The organism is Bradyrhizobium sp. AUGA SZCCT0283, assembly GCF_018130385.1.
GTDB lineage: Bacteria > Pseudomonadota > Alphaproteobacteria > Rhizobiales > Xanthobacteraceae > Bradyrhizobium.
On sequence record NZ_JAFCLU010000026.1, the window covers coordinates 33,794 to 52,617 of the forward strand.

The following is an 18,824-nucleotide window of genomic DNA, read 5'->3' on the forward strand; positions in this document are numbered from 1 at the left end:
TGCTGCTCCGAACTGTATTTCAATCATTAGGATCGCGAATGCCCGCCGCCGTTGTCGATCAATCCTTGCGGCTGCGGACTGCGGCAGACTTTTTCGGCCAACAGACCACGCTCGGCGCGCAGAACGAGCGATAGAGCACTTCGACCAGATCGCGCGCCGGCGCACTGCTGATCGAATACCAGATGGTCTGACCATCCCTGCGTGAACCGACCAGATCATCGCGGCGAAGGATTGCGAGATGCTGCGACACGGTAGAGTCCCTGATGCCGAGGAACGCGGCGAGTTCGCCGACGGAGCGCTCGCCGTCGATCAATTGGCACAGGATCAACAGCCGGTGGCGGTTCGCCAAGGCCTTGAGCAGCTCGCTGGCGGCATCGGCGGCAGACTGCATTTGCTCGGTATCTATTTTCATACTTGCGTATATACGCAATATCGAATATATAGTCAACCACGAAGCGGCCCGCTGGCCGCCTATTCCACAACAACAGGGCGCTGATCGCAGTCAAGCAATCAACCAAACGGAGGAAGTGTCATGGCGGAACTCGTCGTACTCGGTGCAGGCCTCAGCGGAACATTGATGGCTTATGAACTCGTGCCGAAGCTGAGAAAGGGCCAGGACCGGATCACCGTGATCGGCCAGGGATCGCGATACCACTTCGTGCCTTCCAACCCGTGGGTTGCGATCGGCTGGCGCGAAAAGCAGGACATCGAAGTCGATCTTGAAGACGTGATGCGGCGCAAGGGCATCCGGTACTTCCCTCAGGGCGCGCGCCGCGTCTTCCCGAACGAGAACCGGATCGAACTCGAAGACGGCAACTCGGTCGCTTACGATTATCTCGTCGTCGCTACCGGGCCGGACCTCGCCTTCGATGAAATCCCCGGACTTGGCCCGAACGGACAAACCCAATCGATTTGCCATGTCGATCACGCGACCAAGGCAAAGGAGGCATTCGAGCAATTTGCACAGTCGCCGGGACCAATCGTGGTCGGCGCGGTCCAGGGCGCATCATGCTTCGGCCCGGCCTACGAATTCGCCTTTATCCTGGATACCGAGTTGCGAAAGCGCGGCCTGCGCGACCGCGTACCGATGACCTTCGTCACGTCCGAGCCCTATATCGGTCATCTCGGCCTCGATGGCGTCGGCGATACCAAGGGTCTGCTCGAAAGCGAAATGCGTGATCGCCACATCAAGTGGATTACCAACGCGCGCGTAACCTCGGTCGAACCCGGCAAGATGTCGGTCGAGGAAGTATCGGAGGGCGGCGGCGTGGCCAAAACCCATGAACTTCCCTTCGGCTATTCGATGATGCTGCCGGCGTTCCGCGGCGTGGCCGCTGTCCGCGGCATCGAAGGCCTGACCAATCCACGTGGCTTCATCGTCATCGACAAGAAGCAGCGCAATCCGGCATTCCCAAACATCTTTGGCGTCGGTGTCGGCGTCGCGATTGCGCCGGTTGCGGCCACACCGGTCCCGACCGGCGTGCCAAAGACCGGCTTCATGATCGAGTCGATGGTGACGGCGACCGCGATCAACATCGCCGACCTGCTGCAGGGCACCGAGCCAAAAGCCGAGGCAACCTGGAACGCCGTATGCCTCGCCGATTTCGGCGACAGCGGCGTCGCCTTTATTGCCCAACCGGAGATTCCGCCGCGGAACGTCAACTGGTCCGCGAAGGGACGCTGGGTCCATTACGCGAAAGTTGCGTTCGAAAAGTTCTTCCTGCGCAAGATCAGGCTCGGTGACAGCGAACCATTCTACGAGCGGTTCGTGCTCGAACAACTCGGGATCCGGAAGATCAAGGCCGGCTAGAGCCGGCAAGAGTGAGGCGTCATGAGTTCAACGCGCAACATCGTCTGTCCGCATTGTAGTGCGGTCAATCGCGTTCCGGTGAGCAAGCCGGCGACTGAAGCCCGCTGCGGCGCCTGTCACAAGGAGCTGTTCGAAGGCCATCCAGTCGCCGTCGACGGGGCCCGCTTCGACAAGCATCGCCGCGCCAATGACATCGCGGTTCTGGTCGATGTCTGGGCCGCGTGGTGCGGCCCATGCCGCGCCATGGCGCCGATGTTCGAGCGGGCTGCTTCAGAACTCGAACCCGAGGTCCGGCTGCTCAAGCTCAATGCCGATGAGGAGCAGCGCACCAGCGCAGAGCTGGGTGTGTCCGGCATTCCGGCGCTGCTGCTGTTTCGTGGCGGCAAGCTGGTGGCGAGGACGGCCGGCGCGATGGACACCGGAAAGATCGTCGCATGGACTCGCGGTCAGCTCGCCGGGGCGGGCTGAGGTTATCAAGGAACTATCAAGCACAACCTCAACAATGGAGAAGTGAAATGAATGTCGATCGTGCTGTACTGGCTTTCGCAGGAGTCATGATACTGGCCAGCGTCCTGCTTGCCCTCTACGTCAGCCCCTATTGGCTGGCGCTGACAGCCTTTGTCGGCCTGAACATGCTACAGGCATCGATCACCGGATTTTGCCCGGCAGCGATGATCTTCAGCAAGCTCGGATTGAAGTCCGGCTGCGCGTTTTCCTGATCGCGCGGTGTCTGACGCCCGGTCTCGACGGGGCGTCCAAACCAGCCGGGCAAGCAAAAAAAGGGCGGCTCAATGAGCCGCCCTTTCGACCGCCATCAACCTCTCCAGGCCGGCAGACCCGCCACGCGCTAATGCTGGTCGAGGCTCATGATGACGTGCACGAGACAGCCGTTCACGGTGCGCCCCGGCGGATGCAAGGATGACGGCGTCGCGACGTGGAAGTCGCCGGCCTTCAGGTTGAGATCGCCGAACGACAGGTCGCCCTCGAGCACCAGCGACTGTTCGTCCGTATCGTGCGAATGCGGGTGGTAGGACGCGCCGGGCGCCATCCGGATCAACAGATATTGCCGGTTCTGCGCGCGGTCGACATGCAGCAGGCGTCCCTTGATGCCAGGACTGATCTCGAACCAGTTCGCGGTCCCTGCACGTCTGGTCACGGTGCCCGGCAGGTCGGCGCCCTCGCCCTCGATCCGGTCGAGAATTTTTTCGAGCATGCCCGTCGGCAGCGGTTCGGCCTCTTCCCCCGGCAGGCTGGAGAACATGCTCTCCCAATATTCGACCTGGGCCCGCAGCGCCTCGTCCGATTTCAATCGCTGGGCAAAGGCGCCGCTGTCCTCCTTGCCGAGCAGCCCGAGGACATACTCCGCCGCCTCGTCGGCCCCGGGCTTCACTGGCTTAGACATAGCTGCAACTTCTCAACAGCACGGTGAATCCAGGTCTTGATCGTTCCAACCGGAACGGCCGAATGTTCGGCCAGCTCCTCATAGCTCAGGCCGTAATAATAGGCCAAAAGGACGGATTGCCGGTAGTTTTGTTCCAGGAGACCGAGGCACCTTCGCAGGTCCGGCGCCAGGCCGGGATCGCGCGGCGCCTGATTTGACAGCGCCTCGACCAGGGCCGCGACGCTCGCGTCGGTCAGCGACACCGGCCCGGTCCGGCGCGCCGGCAACCGGTCCAGCGCGACACGGCGCACGACCGTCACCATCCAGTTCATCGCACCGCCTTTGGCGGGGTCGTACAGATAGGACTTTTGCCAGATCCGCAGCATCGCCTCCTGAAAGGCGTCCTCGGCGGCATTGCGATCCCGCAAGATCCGGCTGCAGATCCCGAACAGGGTTGGTCCCGCCTGCTCGTTCAGAAGGCGGAATGCCGTCCGGTCGCCTTTGGCGACAGAGCTGAGCACCTGCCCCAAATCGTCCTCGGGAAACTGTCGCATTCTGAGCGGGATGTGCCGGATATACAATCAAGGGTGGCGGTTCCTCGCGGACTATAGGGCTCAGGAAGTTACGGTTCAACGGGCCGGGGTTTCAAACGAGGTCGGTCCGCCGGGGGTCAAAAAATCATCGCCGATGCGCCGCCGCCGAAACTTTTTACGCCGGCCATCCGTATTGGCGGCATACGGCCCATCCGACGCTCGATGTCCGGGGGCGGGCCGGGGTTCCGACGACAATCGAACTGGGGATACCATGGTGAATGCGGCGCCGCAGGGCACGACCGGACAACTGGACGGCAGAACCGTCCTTCTGCAACTGCTCGCGGAAGTCGCCCGCGGCAACAAATCCGCCTTCGCAAGGCTCTACGGCCTCACCCACGCCAAGCTGCTGGGCGTCGCCCTGCGCATCCTGAGGGACCGGGCGCTGGCCGAGGATGTCTTGCAGGAGACCTATCTGAAGATCTGGCGCCACGCCGCCAGCTACGATCCGGCGATCGCCTCGCCGATGACCTGGATGGCCACCATCGTCAGGCACGGCGCCATCGATGCCGTGCGCAAGCGGCAGATCGAGGCGTACGCCAGCGACGACGAGATGTCAGCGTTGCCCTCGAACGATCCCGATCCGGTCGACGAGATGCATCTCGCGCGCCTGCGCCCGAAGGCGCTGGCGGCGTTTGCGCGGCTGCCCGAAGACAAGCGCCGCCTGATCATGCTGGCCTATCTCAGGGACCGCAGCCGCCAGGACCTGTCGATACGGCTGGGCGTTCCCGCCAACACCGTCAAGACGCATCTGCGGCGGGCGCTGCTGGAACTGCGCGCCACGATGTTTGCCTCCATCGAGGCGAGGACGCACAGCGCAGCGTAAAACGAAAAGAGCGGCCTCTCGGCCGCCCTCGTCGTTCTCGAATGGTGCGTAGCTTGACCGGGGCGATTACTCCGCCGCGAGCTTGAGGTCCGGCGCAGCGGCGCGGACTTCGGCGTCGACCTGGGCTTCGAACTTGGCAAAGTTCTTCTGGAACATGCCGACCAGGCTACGGGCGGTCTTGTCGAACTCGGCCTTGTCCTTCCAGGTGTTGACGGGATCGAGGATCTCGCTCGGCACGCCCGGCAGCGCGGTCGGAACCGCGAAGCCGAAATACTTGTCGGTGCGGAACTCGACATTGCGCAGGCTGCCGTCGAGCGCAGCGGTGAGCAGTGCGCGGGTGACCTTGATCGGCATCCGGCTGCCAGTGCCGTACTTGCCGCCGGTCCAGCCGGTGTTGACCAGCCAGCAATCGACATTGTGCTTGGCGATCAGCTCGCGCAGCATGTTGCCGTAGACGGAAGGATCGAGCGGCAGGAACGGCGAACCGAAGCAGGTGGAGAATTCCGGCTGCGGCTCCTTGCCGAGACCGCGCTCGGTGCCGGCGACCTTGGCGGTGTAGCCGGACAGGAAGTGATACATCGCCTGCGCCGGCGTCAATTTTGCAATTGGCGGCAGGACGCCGAAGGCGTCGGCGGCCAGCATCACCACGTTCTTCGGCTGCGGTGCGCGGCCGGTCCGCGATGCGTTGGGAATGAAATCGAGGGGATAGGCCGAACGCGTGTTCTCGGTCTTGGAACCATCGTCGAAATCGACCTCGCGGGTGTCTTCGTCGAGCACGCAGTTCTCGAGCACCGCGCCGAAGCGCTTGCTCGCGGCATAGATCTGGGGCTCTGCCTCCTTCGACAGCTTGATGCACTTGGCATAGCAGCCGCCTTCGAAATTGAAGACGCCGTCGTTACCCCAGCCATGCTCGTCATCGCCGATCAGCGTACGGTTGGGATCCGCCGAGAGCGTGGTTTTGCCGGTGCCGGACAGGCCGAAGAAGACTGCGGTGTCGCCCTTGGGTCCGACATTGGCCGAGCAATGCATCGGCATCACGCCCTTGGCAGGCAGGTAGTAGTTCAGCGTGGTGAAGACCGATTTCTTCATCTCGCCGGCATAATAAGACCCGCCGATCAGGACGATCTTGCGGGCGAAATCGATCGCGACGACGTTCTCCGAGCGCACGCCGTGACGTTTGGGATCGGCGCGAAAGCTCGGCAGGGAGATGATGGTCAGCTCGGGCACGAAGTCGCGGAGCGCCGAAGTCTCTGGGCGGATCAGCAGCGTGCGGATGAACAGCGAGTGCCAGGCGAGTTCGGTGAAGACACGGGTCTTGATCTGGAAGGTCGGATCGGCGCCGCCGTAGAGGTCCTGCGCGTAGAGTGTCATGCCTTCGGCATGCTTGAGGAAGTCGGCGTAGAGCGCAGCGAACTGGTCCGAGGTGATCGACTGGTTGCCGGCCCACCACATGTTCTTGTCGGTGGTCGCGTCCCGAACCGTGAACTTGTCCTTCGGACTGCGGCCGGTGAACTCGCCGGTGTCCGCACACAGCGCGCCGTCGGCCGACAACACGGCCTCCCCCGCCGCGAGTGAATATTGATAGAGCTGCGGCGCACCGAGATTCCAGTGTACCGTCTTGAGATTTTTTAAGCCGAATTTGTCGGCGCCGAAGGCACCGTTGCGTAGACCCGTCTCTTGCACGAAGAATCCTCCTCGAACCCGCGTTACTCGATCGCGCGCATGTCGCTTGACGCGCTCTGTCGCGGTGACCTCTGAATATAGCCTTCCGGCCTCGGTCCGGCGACCTAATACTGATGAACGCCGCGCTTGCCAAGCCGATCCACACGATTTGGTTTATTCGATCGAGGGCGGGGATCTGGATCAATCGCTTGCTGCGGCGCTTTTCGTTATTTTGCCGTCGTGGTTGCGCGACCATCCGTCGCTGCCTCGCGCTCGATCGAAAATTGCTGCGTCGCACAATCAAAAATTTTCAACGCGCGGCGCCCTCTCCGATCAGCGCAAACGGCCCCCAGAACGCCGGATAGGCGTTGCGGGGCGAGGAGGCATCGTTGAGATAGGCCAGCATCGCCTGACGCAGCGCCTCGGCGCGGCCGAGCCTGGGATCGGCCTTCAGGCGATCGAAGGTCGAAATCGACAGCCGCGTGGCGGCCTCCGAATTGACCGCCCAATGCGAGACCAGCAGCGCCCGCGCACCGGCATAGAAGAACGATCGCGCAAGCCCCGAGAGCGCTTCGGCGCCGGGCTTGTCGCCGGCAATCGTGTTGCAGGCCGACAGCACCACCCAATCGGCGTTGAGCTTGAGCTGCGCGACTTCGCTCGCGGTGAGCAGCCCGTCATCGAACTCCGACGGCTGTTTTGGAATGCTCAGCACCAGCGACGGTTCGGCAAGCCCTTTCACGTCACCGGCGACGAGACCGTGGGTCGCGAAATAGACAATGCCGTAATCGGCGAGCGGCGTGCGCTTGAGCGTGGTTTCGCTGGCGTCCTCGCCGAGGTGAATATCGGCAGCCGCGACGCCGAGGTTCTTGGCAATCGCGTTGAGTTCGTCGGCGGTGTCGGGCAATTGCGGGAGCGCGTCCGCCAGCCGCGTGCGATCGACGCCGGCGCCCTGCCAGAAATCCGTGTAGGCGCCGGTCGCAAGGTTGCGGGCGGCGGTCCTGGTGGAACGGTTGCCATAGGCGGGCTTCACGGCGGGATTGAAAATGGGATCGCCAAAGCCCGTCATCGGCTTTGTGCTTTGCTCCTTGCGGGCAAACACCCGCAGCGCTTTCAGGCTCGCGGCCGACGGCAGGATCGACACCGCCTGACGCTTCAACAGCCAGGCCGCATCGCGGTAGCCCTCGAACTTTTCCGGGATAGCCGCCGCCGGCTTCTCGGTCACCAGCAGATGGAACGGCAGCGCCGTCAGGGCGCCCGATGCCACGACCAGAAGTGACGGCTTGTCCTTGATCAACGCATCTACCGGCGCAAGCAGCATCTCATGCAGTTCGTGGGCGAGCGCCAGATCGAACAGGGCGGATTTTCCAGAAGCATCGCTCGCCTTGCCGAGATCCAGTCCACGGCGGAACGCAGTGATCTTCTGCGACAATATTTCCGCGCCACGCGGGATCGGCTTCCAGTCAAAGCTCTCGCGGGTGATCGCAATGACGTAGCTTTCCACCTCGGTGACCGCAATCAGCACCATCGCCTCGTCCCCCGACAACAGCGGCTGAATCTCCTTCACCGTTAACGGCAACGGATTCGACAGGGCGGCGTAGTCGGGAAATTCCGCGGACAAGATCTTTTGCAATGACGCCCGCTCGGTCGCGATAGCGGCAAGCCGGGCACGGGCGCGCTGCTCGGCGGCCGCGTCGCGCTTCGAGCGCTCCTTCGACACGGCCGCCACGATCGACTTGTCCAGCGCTTCCGCCTCGGTGGCGAGATCCTGATCGCGGCGCACCAGTTCTGCGAGGCGATCACTCCCCGCGGCCAGCCGCACCGCCAGCTTGTTCACGGCGGAGGCAACCGAGGACTGGGTGCCGCGCTGGATCACGTTGAGCATATCGTTCACCGCTTTTTCGCGCGGCATCAATTGCTGGCGCTCGGCGTCCGCCAGCACCGGAAGGACGGCGCGGGGTTGCGCGCGTCCGTTTCCGATCAGCCGCTGCACCAGCGGCAGCGCGTCGCCGGGACGGCCCGACGCCTGATAGAATGCCGCCAGATTGTTGGTCGACGTCGCAGTATCCGGATGGTCGGGACCGACGGCGCGCTCCCGGATCGCCAGCGCCCGCTCGAACAGCGGCTGGGCCTCGGCATAACGGCCCTGCCGTTCATAGAGGTCGGCGAGATTGTTCAGCGAGCGCGCCACATCAGGGTGTTCGCGCCCCAGCACCTTTTCGCGGATCGCCAGCGACCGCCTGATCAGCGGCTCGGCCTCGGCGTAACGGCCCTGGACCTTCCCGACCTGGCCAAGATTGTTCAGAAGCGTCGCCACCGCGGGATGTTCCGGGCCGGCCGCTTTCTCGTAGATCGCCAGCGCCCGTTTGAACAACGGCTCGGAATCGCCATGGCGGCCGAGCTTCTCGTAATGCGTCGCCAAATTGTTCAGGGATTGCCCGAGGTCCGGATGACCGCGCCCCAGTGATTTTTCGCGCACGGAAAGCGCACGCCTGAACAGGGGCTCGGCGTCGGCATAGCGCTGCTGCCGTTGATACAACGCGGCCAGATTGTTCAACACAGCCGCGAGCTCGGGCGAGTCGGGACCCACTGTCCTCTCCAGGATCGCCATGGATCGCTTGAACAGCGGCTCGGCCTCGGCATCCCTGCCCTGGTTGCCGTAGGCCTGCGCCAGATTGTTCAGCGCTGCGCCGACGTCGCGATGCGCGGGACCGAATCTCTTTTCGAGGCTTTCCGCCTGTCCCTGCGCCAGCGCAACGGCTTCGGCGTATTTGCCGGCGCGGCCGAGTTCATTGATCCTGACGCTGAGGGCTGCGACCTCGCCTTTTTGCGCCAGCGACGGCGCGGAGAGGCACGTGCCCGACATCAGCGCGAGACACACTGAAAATATCAATCGATTGCGGAATTTCATGCGGGCTTTCGCTGGTCACCTTTGCACGGGCTTGGATTAGGTCGCGCAAACTTCCGCACCCGTTCAAATCCGCGCTCGATAACAGCAGCGTTAACCCCTGTTAGCCCTTGGCCCGCGCCTCGCCCGCCAGCCGCACCAGCATCTTGCGCAGCGCCATGGCGCTGGTGACCCGTTCCGGGAAATCCAGCCGCAGCGTCGTGCTCCCGGCCTGCATGTCCATGCCGTCGGGGTCGCAGCCGGTGCAGCGCCAATCGGCGGATTCGGCATCCAGCAGCTTGGTCGCATAGAGGTTCATCGCCTCGCGATGATCCTCATTCATATGCTCGACCGCGCCCTGCTCGGCTTCCAGCAAATCGGCGGCATCGCCGATTCGGGTCAGAAACCGCTCAGGCTTGAGGTCGATGATGCGGCCGAAACCGGCGACCAGATGCAGGCCTGACGGCGCGATCCGAAAGAACGAAAAGTCCTTGAAATCCGCAAAGGCTTCCGCGGATGGATGGGCATTGAGGTAGCGCCGGCGCAGGATTTTTGTCGCCTCCGCTGTGGCCTCCTCGGCCCGGCCCGCCAGCATGATTCGCACGCCCTCCAGGGGATCGCCGGCGGCGCGCTCGTCCAGCATCAGGGATACGCGGCTGTCGCCGAGAATATTCTTCGTATGCAGCGCGAGCCGGGAAATCAGCAGGATCGGAGACCCGTCGGCGTGGCTGGCGACGTTAACCAACGAGCAATAGGGATCGCCGCTTTCGGGCATAAGGGTGGCGAGCGCGCCCTGCCGGCTGCGCCGCAGCAGCGAACGGGCAAGTTTGGAAGCATCAAAAATAGCGGTCGGCTGCATGGTTCCTTTCCGGCCATCTTATTGCAAAAAGGGCCTTTTCTGGGCCTGACAGGGTGCTATATGGGGGACAGCGTATCACCGCAGGAGCGTTTTGCGGAACTCGGTCACACTTCAGCCCAGCTTGCATTGCTCGTTGACCGTGTACGAAGCCCATTTATGCGGCGTCTGGCTGGATTGCCCGCCGTTTAAGCCACTCTCTTATTCGAAAGCAGGCTCATGCCCACAATCGCCCTGGTCGATGATGACCGCAACATTCTCACTTCCGTGTCGATCGCGCTCGAAGCCGAAGGCTATCGCATCATGACCTACACGGACGGTGCTTCGGCGCTCGACGGCTTCCGCACTTCGCCGCCGGACCTCGCGATCCTCGACATCAAGATGCCGCGCATGGACGGCATGGAAACGCTACGCCGGCTGCGGCAGAAGTCCGATTTGCCGGTGATCTTCCTGACCTCCAAGGATGAAGAGATCGACGAATTGTTCGGCCTCAAGATGGGCGCCGACGATTTCATCCGCAAGCCGTTCTCGCAGCGCCTTCTGGTCGAGCGCGTCAAGGCCGTGCTCCGCCGCGGCCAACCCAAGGATCCGACCGCCGTTCCGAAGGAGCCGGATGCCCGCGCCCTGGACCGCGGCCTCTTACGGATGGATCCGGAACGTCACACCTGTACCTGGAAGAACGAGCCGGTGACGCTCACCGTGACCGAATTCCTGATCCTGCAGGCGCTGGCGACGCGGCCGGGCGTGGTGAAAAGCCGCAATGCGCTGATGGACGCGGCCTATGACGACCAGGTCTATGTCGACGACCGCACCATCGACAGTCACATCAAGCGGCTACGCAAGAAGTTCAAGGTGGTCGACGACGATTTCGAGATGATCGAGACGCTGTACGGCGTCGGCTATCGCTTCAAGGAAGCCTGATCTGCGCTCTCCGGGCGGAAGTGCCGACTGACACATCCGCCCGTTCGGCGCAGAAGCGTAAGAATTAAAAAACGGCGCATCACAACCGGCAGCTCGGCCATTGCTAGATCGAACGCAGCCCGATCCCAGCCTGAACCACGAGGATGCTTCGGAGCTCCCCGATCGGGATCGCGTTGCCGACGATAATGCGGGCGAGAAGGGCTGGCAACGGCCGCTCGGCTGGTTGCGCCGGGCCGGGCAATTCTTCTTCGCGCTCTCCTTCTCCAGCCTCACGCGCCGCATCGTCTCGCTCAATCTGGCGGGCCTCGTAGCCCTGGTGGCGAGCATTCTCTATCTCTCGCAGTTCCGCGCCGGCCTGATCGACGCGCGCGCGCAGAGCCTGCTGGTGCAGGCCGAAATCATCGCCGGCGCGATTGCCGCCTCCGCCACCGTCGAAACCAACACCATCACCATCGATCCGGACCGCCTGCTCGATCTGAAGCCCGGCGAAAGCTACGGCGCGCCGGACGAATCCTCAGGCCTCGATTTCCCGATCAATCCGGAGCGGGTGGCGCCGGTGCTGCGGCGGCTGATCTCGCCGACCAAGACCCGCGCGCGCATCTATGGCGGCGACGGCGGCATGATCCTCGACAGCCGCAGCCTCTATGGCCGCGGCGACGTGTTGCGTTTCGAACTGCCGCCGCCCTCGACGGAGAAGCCGGGCTTCGTCGAGCGCGCCACGATCTCGGTCCGCACCTGGCTCAATCGCGGCGACCTGCCGCTCTATCGCGAGCTGGGTCCGGAAAACGGCAAGGGCTACCAGGAAATCGTGCAGGCGCTCGACGGCGTCAAGAGCAGCATGGTGCGGGTCAACGACCGCGGCGAGGTGATCGTCTCGGTCGCGGTGCCCGTGCAGCGGTTCCGCGCCGTGCATGGCGCGCTGATGCTCTCGACGCAGGGCGACGACATCGACCAGATGGTGACCGCCGAGCGGCTGGCCATCCTGAAGGTCGGCGGCGTCGCCTCCGCGGTCATGATCGTGCTGTCGCTCTTGCTGGCGAGCACGATCGCGGGTCCGGTGCGGCGGCTGGCCGACGGCGCCGAGCGCGTCCGCCGGCGCATTCAGACCCGCGTTGAGATTCCCGATTTCACCCGCCGCCGCGACGAGATCGGCCATCTGTCCGGCGCGCTGCGCGACATGACGAATGCGCTCTATAGCCGGATCGAGGCGATCGAGATGTTCGCCGCCGACGTCGCCCATGAATTGAAGAACCCGCTGACCTCGCTGCGGTCGGCGGTGGAAACGCTGCCGCTGGCGCGCAACGACACCAGCCGCGCGCGCCTGCTCGAGGTGATCGAGCACGACGTCAAGCGGCTCGACCGGCTGATCTCGGATATTTCCGACGCCAGCCGCCTCGATGCCGAATTGCAGCGCCAGGACATGGCGCCGGTCGATCTGCGCCGGCTGCTGACGACGCTGACCTCTGTCGCCAACGAAACCCGGCTCGGTCACGACGTCGCGGTCGAGGCGCGGTTCGAGGGCCGCGGAGCAACCGACACGTTCTCGGTACCGGGCCATGATTCCCGGCTCGGGCAGGTGATCTCCAACCTGCTATCCAACGCGCAATCGTTCTCCGCCCCCGGCGGGAAGGTGCGCGTCACCTGCCGCCGCGTGCGCTCGGAAATTGAAATCGTCGTCGATGACGACGGGCCGGGCATCGGCGAAGATGCGCTGGAGCGCATCTTCGAGCGCTTCTATACCGACCGGCCGCATCAGGGCTTTGGCCAGAACTCGGGCCTGGGCCTGTCGATCTCCAAGCAGATCATCGAAGCGCATAACGGGCGGATCTGGGCGGAAAATCGCCACGGCCCGGCCGATGCCGACGGCAGGCCGACGGTGGTCGGCGCGCGCTTCGTGGTTCGGCTGCCAGCGCCATGATGACGCAGGGTGCGAGCGTGCACGCCTCCGCCGTGCTGGTGGGTGACCGCGCCGTGCTGATCCGCGGGCCGTCGGGCGCCGGCAAGTCGCGGCTGGCCTTCGATCTGATCCTCGCCGGACGCGCCGGACAGCTTCCGCCGGCCGTTCTGGTCGGCGATGACCGTGTCCATCTCGACACAGTCGCCGGACAATTGTGGGTCCGCCCGGCGCGGGAACTGGCCGGCCTGATCGAGATCCGGGGCCTCGGCATTCGCCATTGCGACTTCGCTAGCCGGGCGGTGGTCGGCCTGATCGCCGATCTTGCGGCCAGCGATGCGGAGCGGCTGCCGCCGCCAGAAGCGCTCTCGATCCGCCTAAACGGTGTCCTGCTACCGCGAATCCCTGTTGGAATCGGCTATGACCCCCTCCCGTTGATTGCAGCTGCCCTGACGACAACCGCAAGTTCAGGTTCCGTCCAACCTTTGGATGATTGTTCGAAGGGGATTGGTAACCATATAAGCCCCAATATCGCCACCGAATAAACCGGCACAGGCCTCACTGTTTACCGCCAAGTACTGGAACAATAGCCAAGATGCCCTCTTGCGCGGGGCTTCTGGATGGTCAAAGTGGCGCGTTCGTGCGGTGCACCAAAAAGCACCCGCGAGGAGTTTCCGATGATTGGTCTAGTGCTTGTGACCCATGGACGCCTTGCCGACGAGTTCAAGGCGGCGCTCGAACATGTCATGGGTCCGCAAAAACAAATTGAAGCCATCACGATTGGAGCCGAGGACGACTCCGATCTGTGTCGAAGCGATATCATCGAAGCGGTGAATCGCGTTGACAGCGGCGATGGTGTCGCCATCCTCACCGACATGTTCGGCGGCACACCCTCCAACCTGGCGATTTCCTGCATGAGCCGTCCCAAAGTGGAAGTGCTCGCAGGCATCAATCTTCCCATGCTGGTCAAGCTTGCCAAGGTGCGCGAAGAGCGCTCGCTTCCCGACGCCATCGCCATGGCCCAGGAAGCCGGCCGCAAATACGTCACCATCGCCAGCCGCGTGCTCGCCGGCAAATGAGCGACGAGGCCGCGCCCGAAAAGGAACTCGGGCCGAGCGTGCCTGCGGGCGCCATTTCGCGGGAACTTCAAATCATCAACAAGCGCGGCCTGCACGCACGGGCCTCTGCCAAGTTCGTCCAGATGGTCGAAAAGTTCAACGCCGAGGTCTGGGTGACGCGCGGCAGCGAGACCGTCGGCGGTACCTCGATCATGGGTCTGATGATGCTGGCGGCGGGACCGGGAACCTCGGTCGTGGTGTCCGCGATCGGCCCCGAGGCCCAGGCCGCGATCGATGCCATCGCCGCCCTGGTCGCCGACAAGTTCAACGAAGAGGGCGTGTGAACGATATCAAGCGGCGTTTATACAAGGGTGGGCAAAGGCGCACCTGCGCCGTGCCCACCAACTATCCACGCGCACGTCTCAAATGGTGGGCACGCTTCGCTTTGCCCACTCTGCAGTCTCAGACCCTCATGGTGAGGAGGCGCTTTGGCGCCGTCTCGAACCATGTGGCCCCGCTGGTGCCATTCATCCTTCGAGACGCGGCGCAAGCGCCGCTCCTCAGGATGAGGTCTGAGACTTAAAACGGATTGGTCACAATCCCGCCGTCGACACGGAGCGCGGCCCCGTTGGTGGCGCTGGAGGCTTTTGAACAGACATAGCAGATCAGGTTGGCGATCTCTTCCGGCCTGGCGTAGCGCTGCAGCAGCGACGCCGGGCGGCGTTCACTGAAGGTGCGCGAGACCAGGTCCTCGATGGTCGTTCCCATCGATTTCGCGCGCGCGGCGAGGCGAACCGGCGCCATCTCGACCCAGGTGGGGCCGGGCATCACCGAATTGACGGTGACGTTGGTGCCTTTGGTCGTTTCCGCCGCGCCGCGCGCGATGACGAGCTGCGCCGACTTCGAGAAGCCGTAATGCACCATCTCCTTCGGAATGTAGACGCCGGACTCGCTGGAGACGAACACGACGCGGCCCCAGTCCTTGTTATCAAGCATCCGCTTCAAATAATGCCGCGTCAGCCGGACCCCGCTCATGACGTTGACTTCGAACATTTTGGTCCAGTCGGCATCCTCGATGTCGAAGAAGTCCTTCGCATCATAGATCCCGAGATTGTTGACGAGGATGTCGACGTCAGGGAATTTCTTCACCAGCGCGGCACAGCCCGCCGCATTGCCGAGGTCGAACGCTGCAGCATGGACCTTGGCCGACGGCGCAGCCTGCTGAACTTTCGCCACGGCTTCGCCGACCGCCGCCTTGTTGCGCCCGTTGACGATCACCTCCGCACCCATTTGCGCAAGCCCGATGGCGGTCGCGAGCCCGATGCCGCGCGTCGAACCGGTGACGAGCGCCGTCTTGTCCGTCAGATCGAGATCCATGCGTTACCCCCTTCGATTTTTTTTGCGGCCGCTTCTATTTGGCCGGCGGCACGATGAAGATGTTCCAGGCCGTCGCGGGGCCGGGATAGCCCAAGAAGAAGCGCCGCGTGGTCATCACCATGCGCTCGCCATTGGCGGCATGGGCCTTCATCCACGCCTCGCATTTTTCCAGCTTCCAGTCGCCGACCTCGCAGATGCCGATGAAGCCCGATCGCTTCGCTTCGTCCAGCGAGGTCAGGCCCGACGACCACGGCTCGTCAGGGGTCAGCGGCGCCGGATGATCGGGGCTGTAGAAGGTGACGGGCTGGCCGGTATCGGTATAGGCCGCGACCACCGGCCAGCGCGAATAAAACCGCGTGTGCCAGGCTTCCGTCAGTTCGCGGGCGAGTTCGGAACGCGCCCGGTAGGTCGCGCCTGCCGTGCGCTTTTCACCCAGTTCATAGGCGACGATCTTTGGCGAGGCGGCCAGCACGACGAGCGAAATCACCAGCCAGGTCGCCGTCAGGTTCAACAGCGCGATTTTCCGGACCCGCACCGCGGGGATCGCGATCATCGCGAGCGGGATCAGGAAGAACAGCGGGATGCCCCAGTCGGTCTTGATGTAGACGTGGAATAGCAAGGCGCCGAGCGGCGGCCCGATCGCCACCACCGCCTGGATGATCCAGACATTGAGCGCCTGGGACAGGTTCACGCTCGCATTGGCGCCGCGCGCTAGGGCTGGAAACGGCATCAAGCGGAACGGCCGCCAGAGAAGCGCGATCGCGCCAAGCACCACCGGCAAGGCCAGCAGCGCAAGATTATGCCCGACATAGCCCAGCGCGAGATCGTCGATCTGCGCGCGGTCGGTGAGGGAGTAAGTGTCGCCGGCATAGGTGAGCGGGACGAAGTCCACCTGCTTCAGCCACATGAAGTGCGGCAGCATCGCGACCGCAAGCGTGGCAATCGCGACCCACGGCGCCGGCGAGCGCAGGAATTGCAAACGCTGCGGATGGATCAGCGCGGCAAGGCCGACGGCACCGATCATGGTCAGCACCCAATACTTCGTCATCAGCGCCAGCGCACCGGCAAGCCCGAGCCACAGGCCCGACTTGATGCTGCGCTTCTCGAACGCGTCGAGATAGGCCAGCACGACAAGCGGCAGCGTGACGAGCTGCAACAGGTCCGGATTGTATTTGAAGCCCTTGAAGTTGAAGATCGGATAGAGCGCCAGCATCACCACGACGAAGAACGCGCGGCGGCGATCGACCACGCGCAGCGCCAGCAGCCAGCAGATCACCAGCCCGCAAGCCAGCGTCGCCATCGCCAGCGCATAGGTCGCCCAGTCGGTGACCGGAAAGAGCATGAACCAGACGCCGGCGACCCATCCCGACAATGGCGGGTGCTTGCCATAGCCGAGCAGGAACTTCTGGCCCCAGGCGTAGGCTTCCGCGACGTCCATATGGACGTCCTGCCCGGTCTTCAGATTGACCAGAATCAGCGTCCACAGGACCGCGTGAACCGCCGCAAAGCCGATCACCAGCCACAGGCCGGCTTTGGGATCGCAGGCGCGCGAGGCCAGCCATGCGCCGAGCCGCCGGATCGACGGAAAACGCTTGCCGCGCACGGCCGTGGGCAAAATGGATGCAGTCGACATGGTCTCAGTGCGTAGCGCGTTTTCGGGCGAAGTGGAATCAGCTTGCCGTGAAGAAACCCCCTTAAAATACAGCAAGATGGTTGCCGCCCGGGGGTGTGAATGCTATCCCGCGCCCCATGACAACCGTCCCCATTTCCAACATCCGCAACTTCGCCATCGTCGCCCATATCGACCATGGCAAATCGACGCTGGCCGACCGCCTGATCCAGATGACGGGCGGGCTGACGGACCGCGAAATGGCGGGCAAGGAACAGGTGCTCGATTCCATGGATATCGAGCGCGAGCGCGGCATCACCATCAAGGCGCAGACGGTGCGGCTGAACTACCGCGCCAAGGACGGCAAGGATTACATCTTTAACCTGATGGACACGCCCGGCCATGTCGACTTCGCCTACGAGGTCTCGCGATCGCTAGCCGCCTGCGAAGGGTCGCTGCTGGTGGTCGACGCCAGCCAGGGCGTCGAAGCGCAGACGCTCGCCAACGTCTATCAGGCGCTCGACAACAATCACGAGATCGTGCCGGTCCTCAACAAGGTCGACCTGCCCGCCGCTGAACCCGAGAAGATACGGCAGCAAATCGAGGACGTGATCGGCATCGATGCCTCCGACGCGGTGATGATTTCGGCCAAGACGGGCCTGGGCGTTCCCGACGTGCTGGAAGCCATCGTCACCCGCCTGCCGCCGCCGAAGGGCGACCGGGATGCGACGCTGAAGGCGCTATTGGTCGATAGCTGGTATGACGTCTATCTCGGCGTCGTCGTGCTCATTCGCGTGGTCGATGGCACGATGAAGAAGGGTAGCCGCATCCGCATGATGGGCACCAACGCGGCCTATGATGTCGAGCGCGTCGGCTACTTCACGCCCAAGATGGAGCAGGTCGACGAACTCGGCCCCGGCGAGATCGGATTCATCACCGCGGCGATCAAGGAAGTCGCCGACACCCGCGTCGGCGACACCATCACCGACGACAGGAAGCCGGTCACCGAGATGCTGCCGGGCTTCAAGCCGGCGATCCCGGTGGTGTTCTGCGGCCTGTTCCCGGTCGACGCCAACGATTTCGAGACGCTGCGCGCGGCGATGGGCAAATTGCGTCTCAACGACGCCAGCTTCTCCTACGAGATGGAAACTTCCGCCGCCCTCGGCTTCGGCTTCCGCTGCGGCTTCCTCGGCCTGTTGCATCTGGAAATCATCCAGGAACGGCTGTCGCGCGAGTTCGACCTCAACCTGATCGCGACGGCGCCGAGCGTGATCTACAAGATGCACCTGACCGACGGCCAGGAGATCGAGATCCACAATCCCGTCGACATGCCTGATGTCGTCAAGATCGCCGACATCGAGGAGCCGTGGATCGAGGCCACGATCCTTACGCCCGACGAATATCTCGGCAGCGTATTAAAGCTGTGCCAGGACCGCCGCGGCGCACAGAAGGAGCTGACCTATGTCGGCTCCCGCGCAATGGTGAAATACGATTTGCCGCTCAACGAAGTCGTGTTCGATTTCTACGACCGGCTGAAATCGGTCTCCAAGGGCTACGCCTCGTTCGACTATCACCTGACCGATTACAAGGTGGCGGATCTGGTCAAGATGCAGATCCTCGTCAACAACGAGCCGGTGGATGCGCTGTCGATGCTGGTGCACCGGACCCGGGCTGAAGGCCGCGGCCGCGCCATGGTCGAGAAGATGAAGGAACTGATCCCGCCGCACATGTTCCAGATCCCGATCCAGGCCGCGATCGGCGGCAAGGTGATCGCCCGCGAAACCGTCCGCGCGCTGCGCAAGGACGTCACCGCCAAGTGTTACGGCGGCGACATCACGCGCAAACGCAAGCTTCTGGAAAAGCAGAAGGAAGGCAAGAAGAAGATGCGGCAGTTCGGCAAGGTCGACATCCCGCAGGAAGCGTTCATTGCCGCGCTGAAGGTGGATAGCTGAGGCG

Annotated in this window: 18 protein-coding genes; 10 read left to right on the forward strand and 8 right to left on the reverse strand. The window is 63.5% G+C overall.

The annotated features are described in order from the left end of the window. Positions 1-58 precede the first annotated feature (58 nt). Positions 59-412: a helix-turn-helix transcriptional regulator gene (locus JQ624_RS28540; RefSeq protein WP_212422238.1), complete on the reverse strand. Its 354-nt coding sequence runs from the start codon at positions 410-412 to the stop codon at positions 59-61. A 120-nt stretch (positions 413-532) separates the two neighbouring features. Between JQ624_RS28540 and JQ624_RS28545 the strand changes: the two genes are divergently transcribed. Genes JQ624_RS28545 through JQ624_RS28555 form a run of 3 tightly spaced genes read left to right on the forward strand, consistent with a single transcriptional unit; the run spans position 533 to position 2,529 of the window. Next, the gene (locus JQ624_RS28545) at positions 533-1,810 is read left to right on the forward strand and encodes an NAD(P)/FAD-dependent oxidoreductase (RefSeq protein ID WP_212422239.1); all 1,278 of its coding nucleotides are present in this window, start codon (positions 533-535) and stop codon (positions 1,808-1,810) included. Positions 1,811-1,831: 21 nt separating this feature from the next. Continuing rightward, the gene (gene trxC / locus JQ624_RS28550) at positions 1,832-2,278 is read left to right on the forward strand and encodes a thioredoxin TrxC (RefSeq protein ID WP_212422240.1); all 447 of its coding nucleotides are present in this window, start codon (positions 1,832-1,834) and stop codon (positions 2,276-2,278) included. A gap of 47 nt (positions 2,279-2,325) precedes the next feature. After that, positions 2,326-2,529: a DUF2892 domain-containing protein gene (locus JQ624_RS28555; protein ID WP_212422241.1), complete on the forward strand. Its 204-nt coding sequence runs from the start codon at positions 2,326-2,328 to the stop codon at positions 2,527-2,529. A gap of 128 nt (positions 2,530-2,657) precedes the next feature. Here the strand turns inward: JQ624_RS28555 and JQ624_RS28560 are convergent, their stop codons facing one another. Together JQ624_RS28560 and JQ624_RS28565 are read right to left on the reverse strand one after the other, a co-directional pair. Further along, positions 2,658-3,212, reverse strand: coding sequence for a cupin domain-containing protein (locus tag JQ624_RS28560; protein WP_212422242.1), 555 nt, complete (start codon positions 3,210-3,212; stop codon positions 2,658-2,660). Beyond that, positions 3,197-3,745, reverse strand: coding sequence for a sigma-70 family RNA polymerase sigma factor (locus tag JQ624_RS28565; RefSeq protein ID WP_212422243.1), 549 nt, complete (start codon positions 3,743-3,745; stop codon positions 3,197-3,199). The genes JQ624_RS28560 and JQ624_RS28565 overlap by 16 nt, the downstream gene beginning before the upstream one ends. A gap of 250 nt (positions 3,746-3,995) precedes the next feature. Between JQ624_RS28565 and JQ624_RS28570 the strand changes: the two genes are divergently transcribed. Next, a complete protein-coding gene (locus JQ624_RS28570; RefSeq protein ID WP_212422244.1) occupies positions 3,996-4,607 on the forward strand; it encodes an RNA polymerase sigma factor in 612 nt (203 codons plus the stop codon). 66 nt (positions 4,608-4,673) lie between these two features. On the opposite strand, the gene JQ624_RS28575 is transcribed toward JQ624_RS28570, so the two are convergent. The 3 genes from JQ624_RS28575 to JQ624_RS28585 form a co-directional block, all read right to left on the reverse strand. Beyond that, the gene (locus JQ624_RS28575; protein WP_212422245.1) at positions 4,674-6,290 is read right to left on the reverse strand and encodes a phosphoenolpyruvate carboxykinase; all 1,617 of its coding nucleotides are present in this window, start codon (positions 6,288-6,290) and stop codon (positions 4,674-4,676) included. A gap of 289 nt (positions 6,291-6,579) precedes the next feature. Next, the gene (locus JQ624_RS28580; RefSeq protein WP_212422246.1) at positions 6,580-9,177 is read right to left on the reverse strand and encodes a CHAT domain-containing tetratricopeptide repeat protein; all 2,598 of its coding nucleotides are present in this window, start codon (positions 9,175-9,177) and stop codon (positions 6,580-6,582) included. A gap of 100 nt (positions 9,178-9,277) precedes the next feature. Continuing rightward, entirely contained in the window at positions 9,278-10,012 is a 735-nt protein-coding gene (locus JQ624_RS28585; RefSeq protein ID WP_212422247.1) for a HugZ family protein, read from the reverse strand. A gap of 216 nt (positions 10,013-10,228) precedes the next feature. Between JQ624_RS28585 and JQ624_RS28590 the strand changes: the two genes are divergently transcribed. The 5 genes from JQ624_RS28590 (at position 10,229) to JQ624_RS28610 (ending at position 14,226) form a co-directional block, all read left to right on the forward strand. Then, positions 10,229-10,930, forward strand: coding sequence for a response regulator transcription factor (locus JQ624_RS28590; RefSeq protein ID WP_027541437.1), 702 nt, complete (start codon positions 10,229-10,231; stop codon positions 10,928-10,930). Positions 10,931-11,030: 100 nt separating this feature from the next. Beyond that, complete coding sequence (locus JQ624_RS28595) at positions 11,031-12,848, forward strand: sensor histidine kinase (RefSeq protein WP_212422248.1); 1,818 nt, start codon at positions 11,031-11,033, stop codon at positions 12,846-12,848. Then, positions 12,845-13,369 carry an HPr kinase/phosphorylase gene (locus tag JQ624_RS28600; RefSeq protein ID WP_212422249.1) on the forward strand — a complete coding sequence of 175 codons (525 nt, stop codon included), beginning with the start codon at positions 12,845-12,847 and terminating at the stop codon, positions 13,367-13,369. The genes JQ624_RS28595 and JQ624_RS28600 overlap by 4 nt, the downstream gene beginning before the upstream one ends. A gap of 132 nt (positions 13,370-13,501) precedes the next feature. Next, the gene (locus JQ624_RS28605; protein WP_024339151.1) at positions 13,502-13,903 is read left to right on the forward strand and encodes a PTS sugar transporter subunit IIA; all 402 of its coding nucleotides are present in this window, start codon (positions 13,502-13,504) and stop codon (positions 13,901-13,903) included. Continuing rightward, positions 13,900-14,226, forward strand: coding sequence for an HPr family phosphocarrier protein (locus tag JQ624_RS28610; protein ID WP_212422250.1), 327 nt, complete (start codon positions 13,900-13,902; stop codon positions 14,224-14,226). Before JQ624_RS28605 ends, JQ624_RS28610 begins: the two co-directional genes overlap by 4 nt. 235 nt (positions 14,227-14,461) lie before the next feature. Here JQ624_RS28610 and JQ624_RS28615 read toward each other — a convergent pair whose 3' ends face one another. Next, positions 14,462-15,259, reverse strand: coding sequence for an SDR family NAD(P)-dependent oxidoreductase (locus JQ624_RS28615; protein ID WP_212422251.1), 798 nt, complete (start codon positions 15,257-15,259; stop codon positions 14,462-14,464). 34 nt (positions 15,260-15,293) lie between these two features. Then, positions 15,294-16,892, reverse strand: a complete 1,599-nt coding sequence (locus JQ624_RS28620) for a glycosyltransferase family 39 protein (RefSeq protein WP_212422252.1) — start codon at positions 16,890-16,892, stop codon at positions 15,294-15,296. A gap of 116 nt (positions 16,893-17,008) precedes the next feature. Between JQ624_RS28620 and lepA the strand changes: the two genes are divergently transcribed. Further along, positions 17,009-18,820, forward strand: a complete 1,812-nt coding sequence (lepA, locus tag JQ624_RS28625) for a translation elongation factor 4 (RefSeq protein WP_212422253.1) — start codon at positions 17,009-17,011, stop codon at positions 18,818-18,820. Positions 18,821-18,824 lie beyond the last annotated feature (4 nt).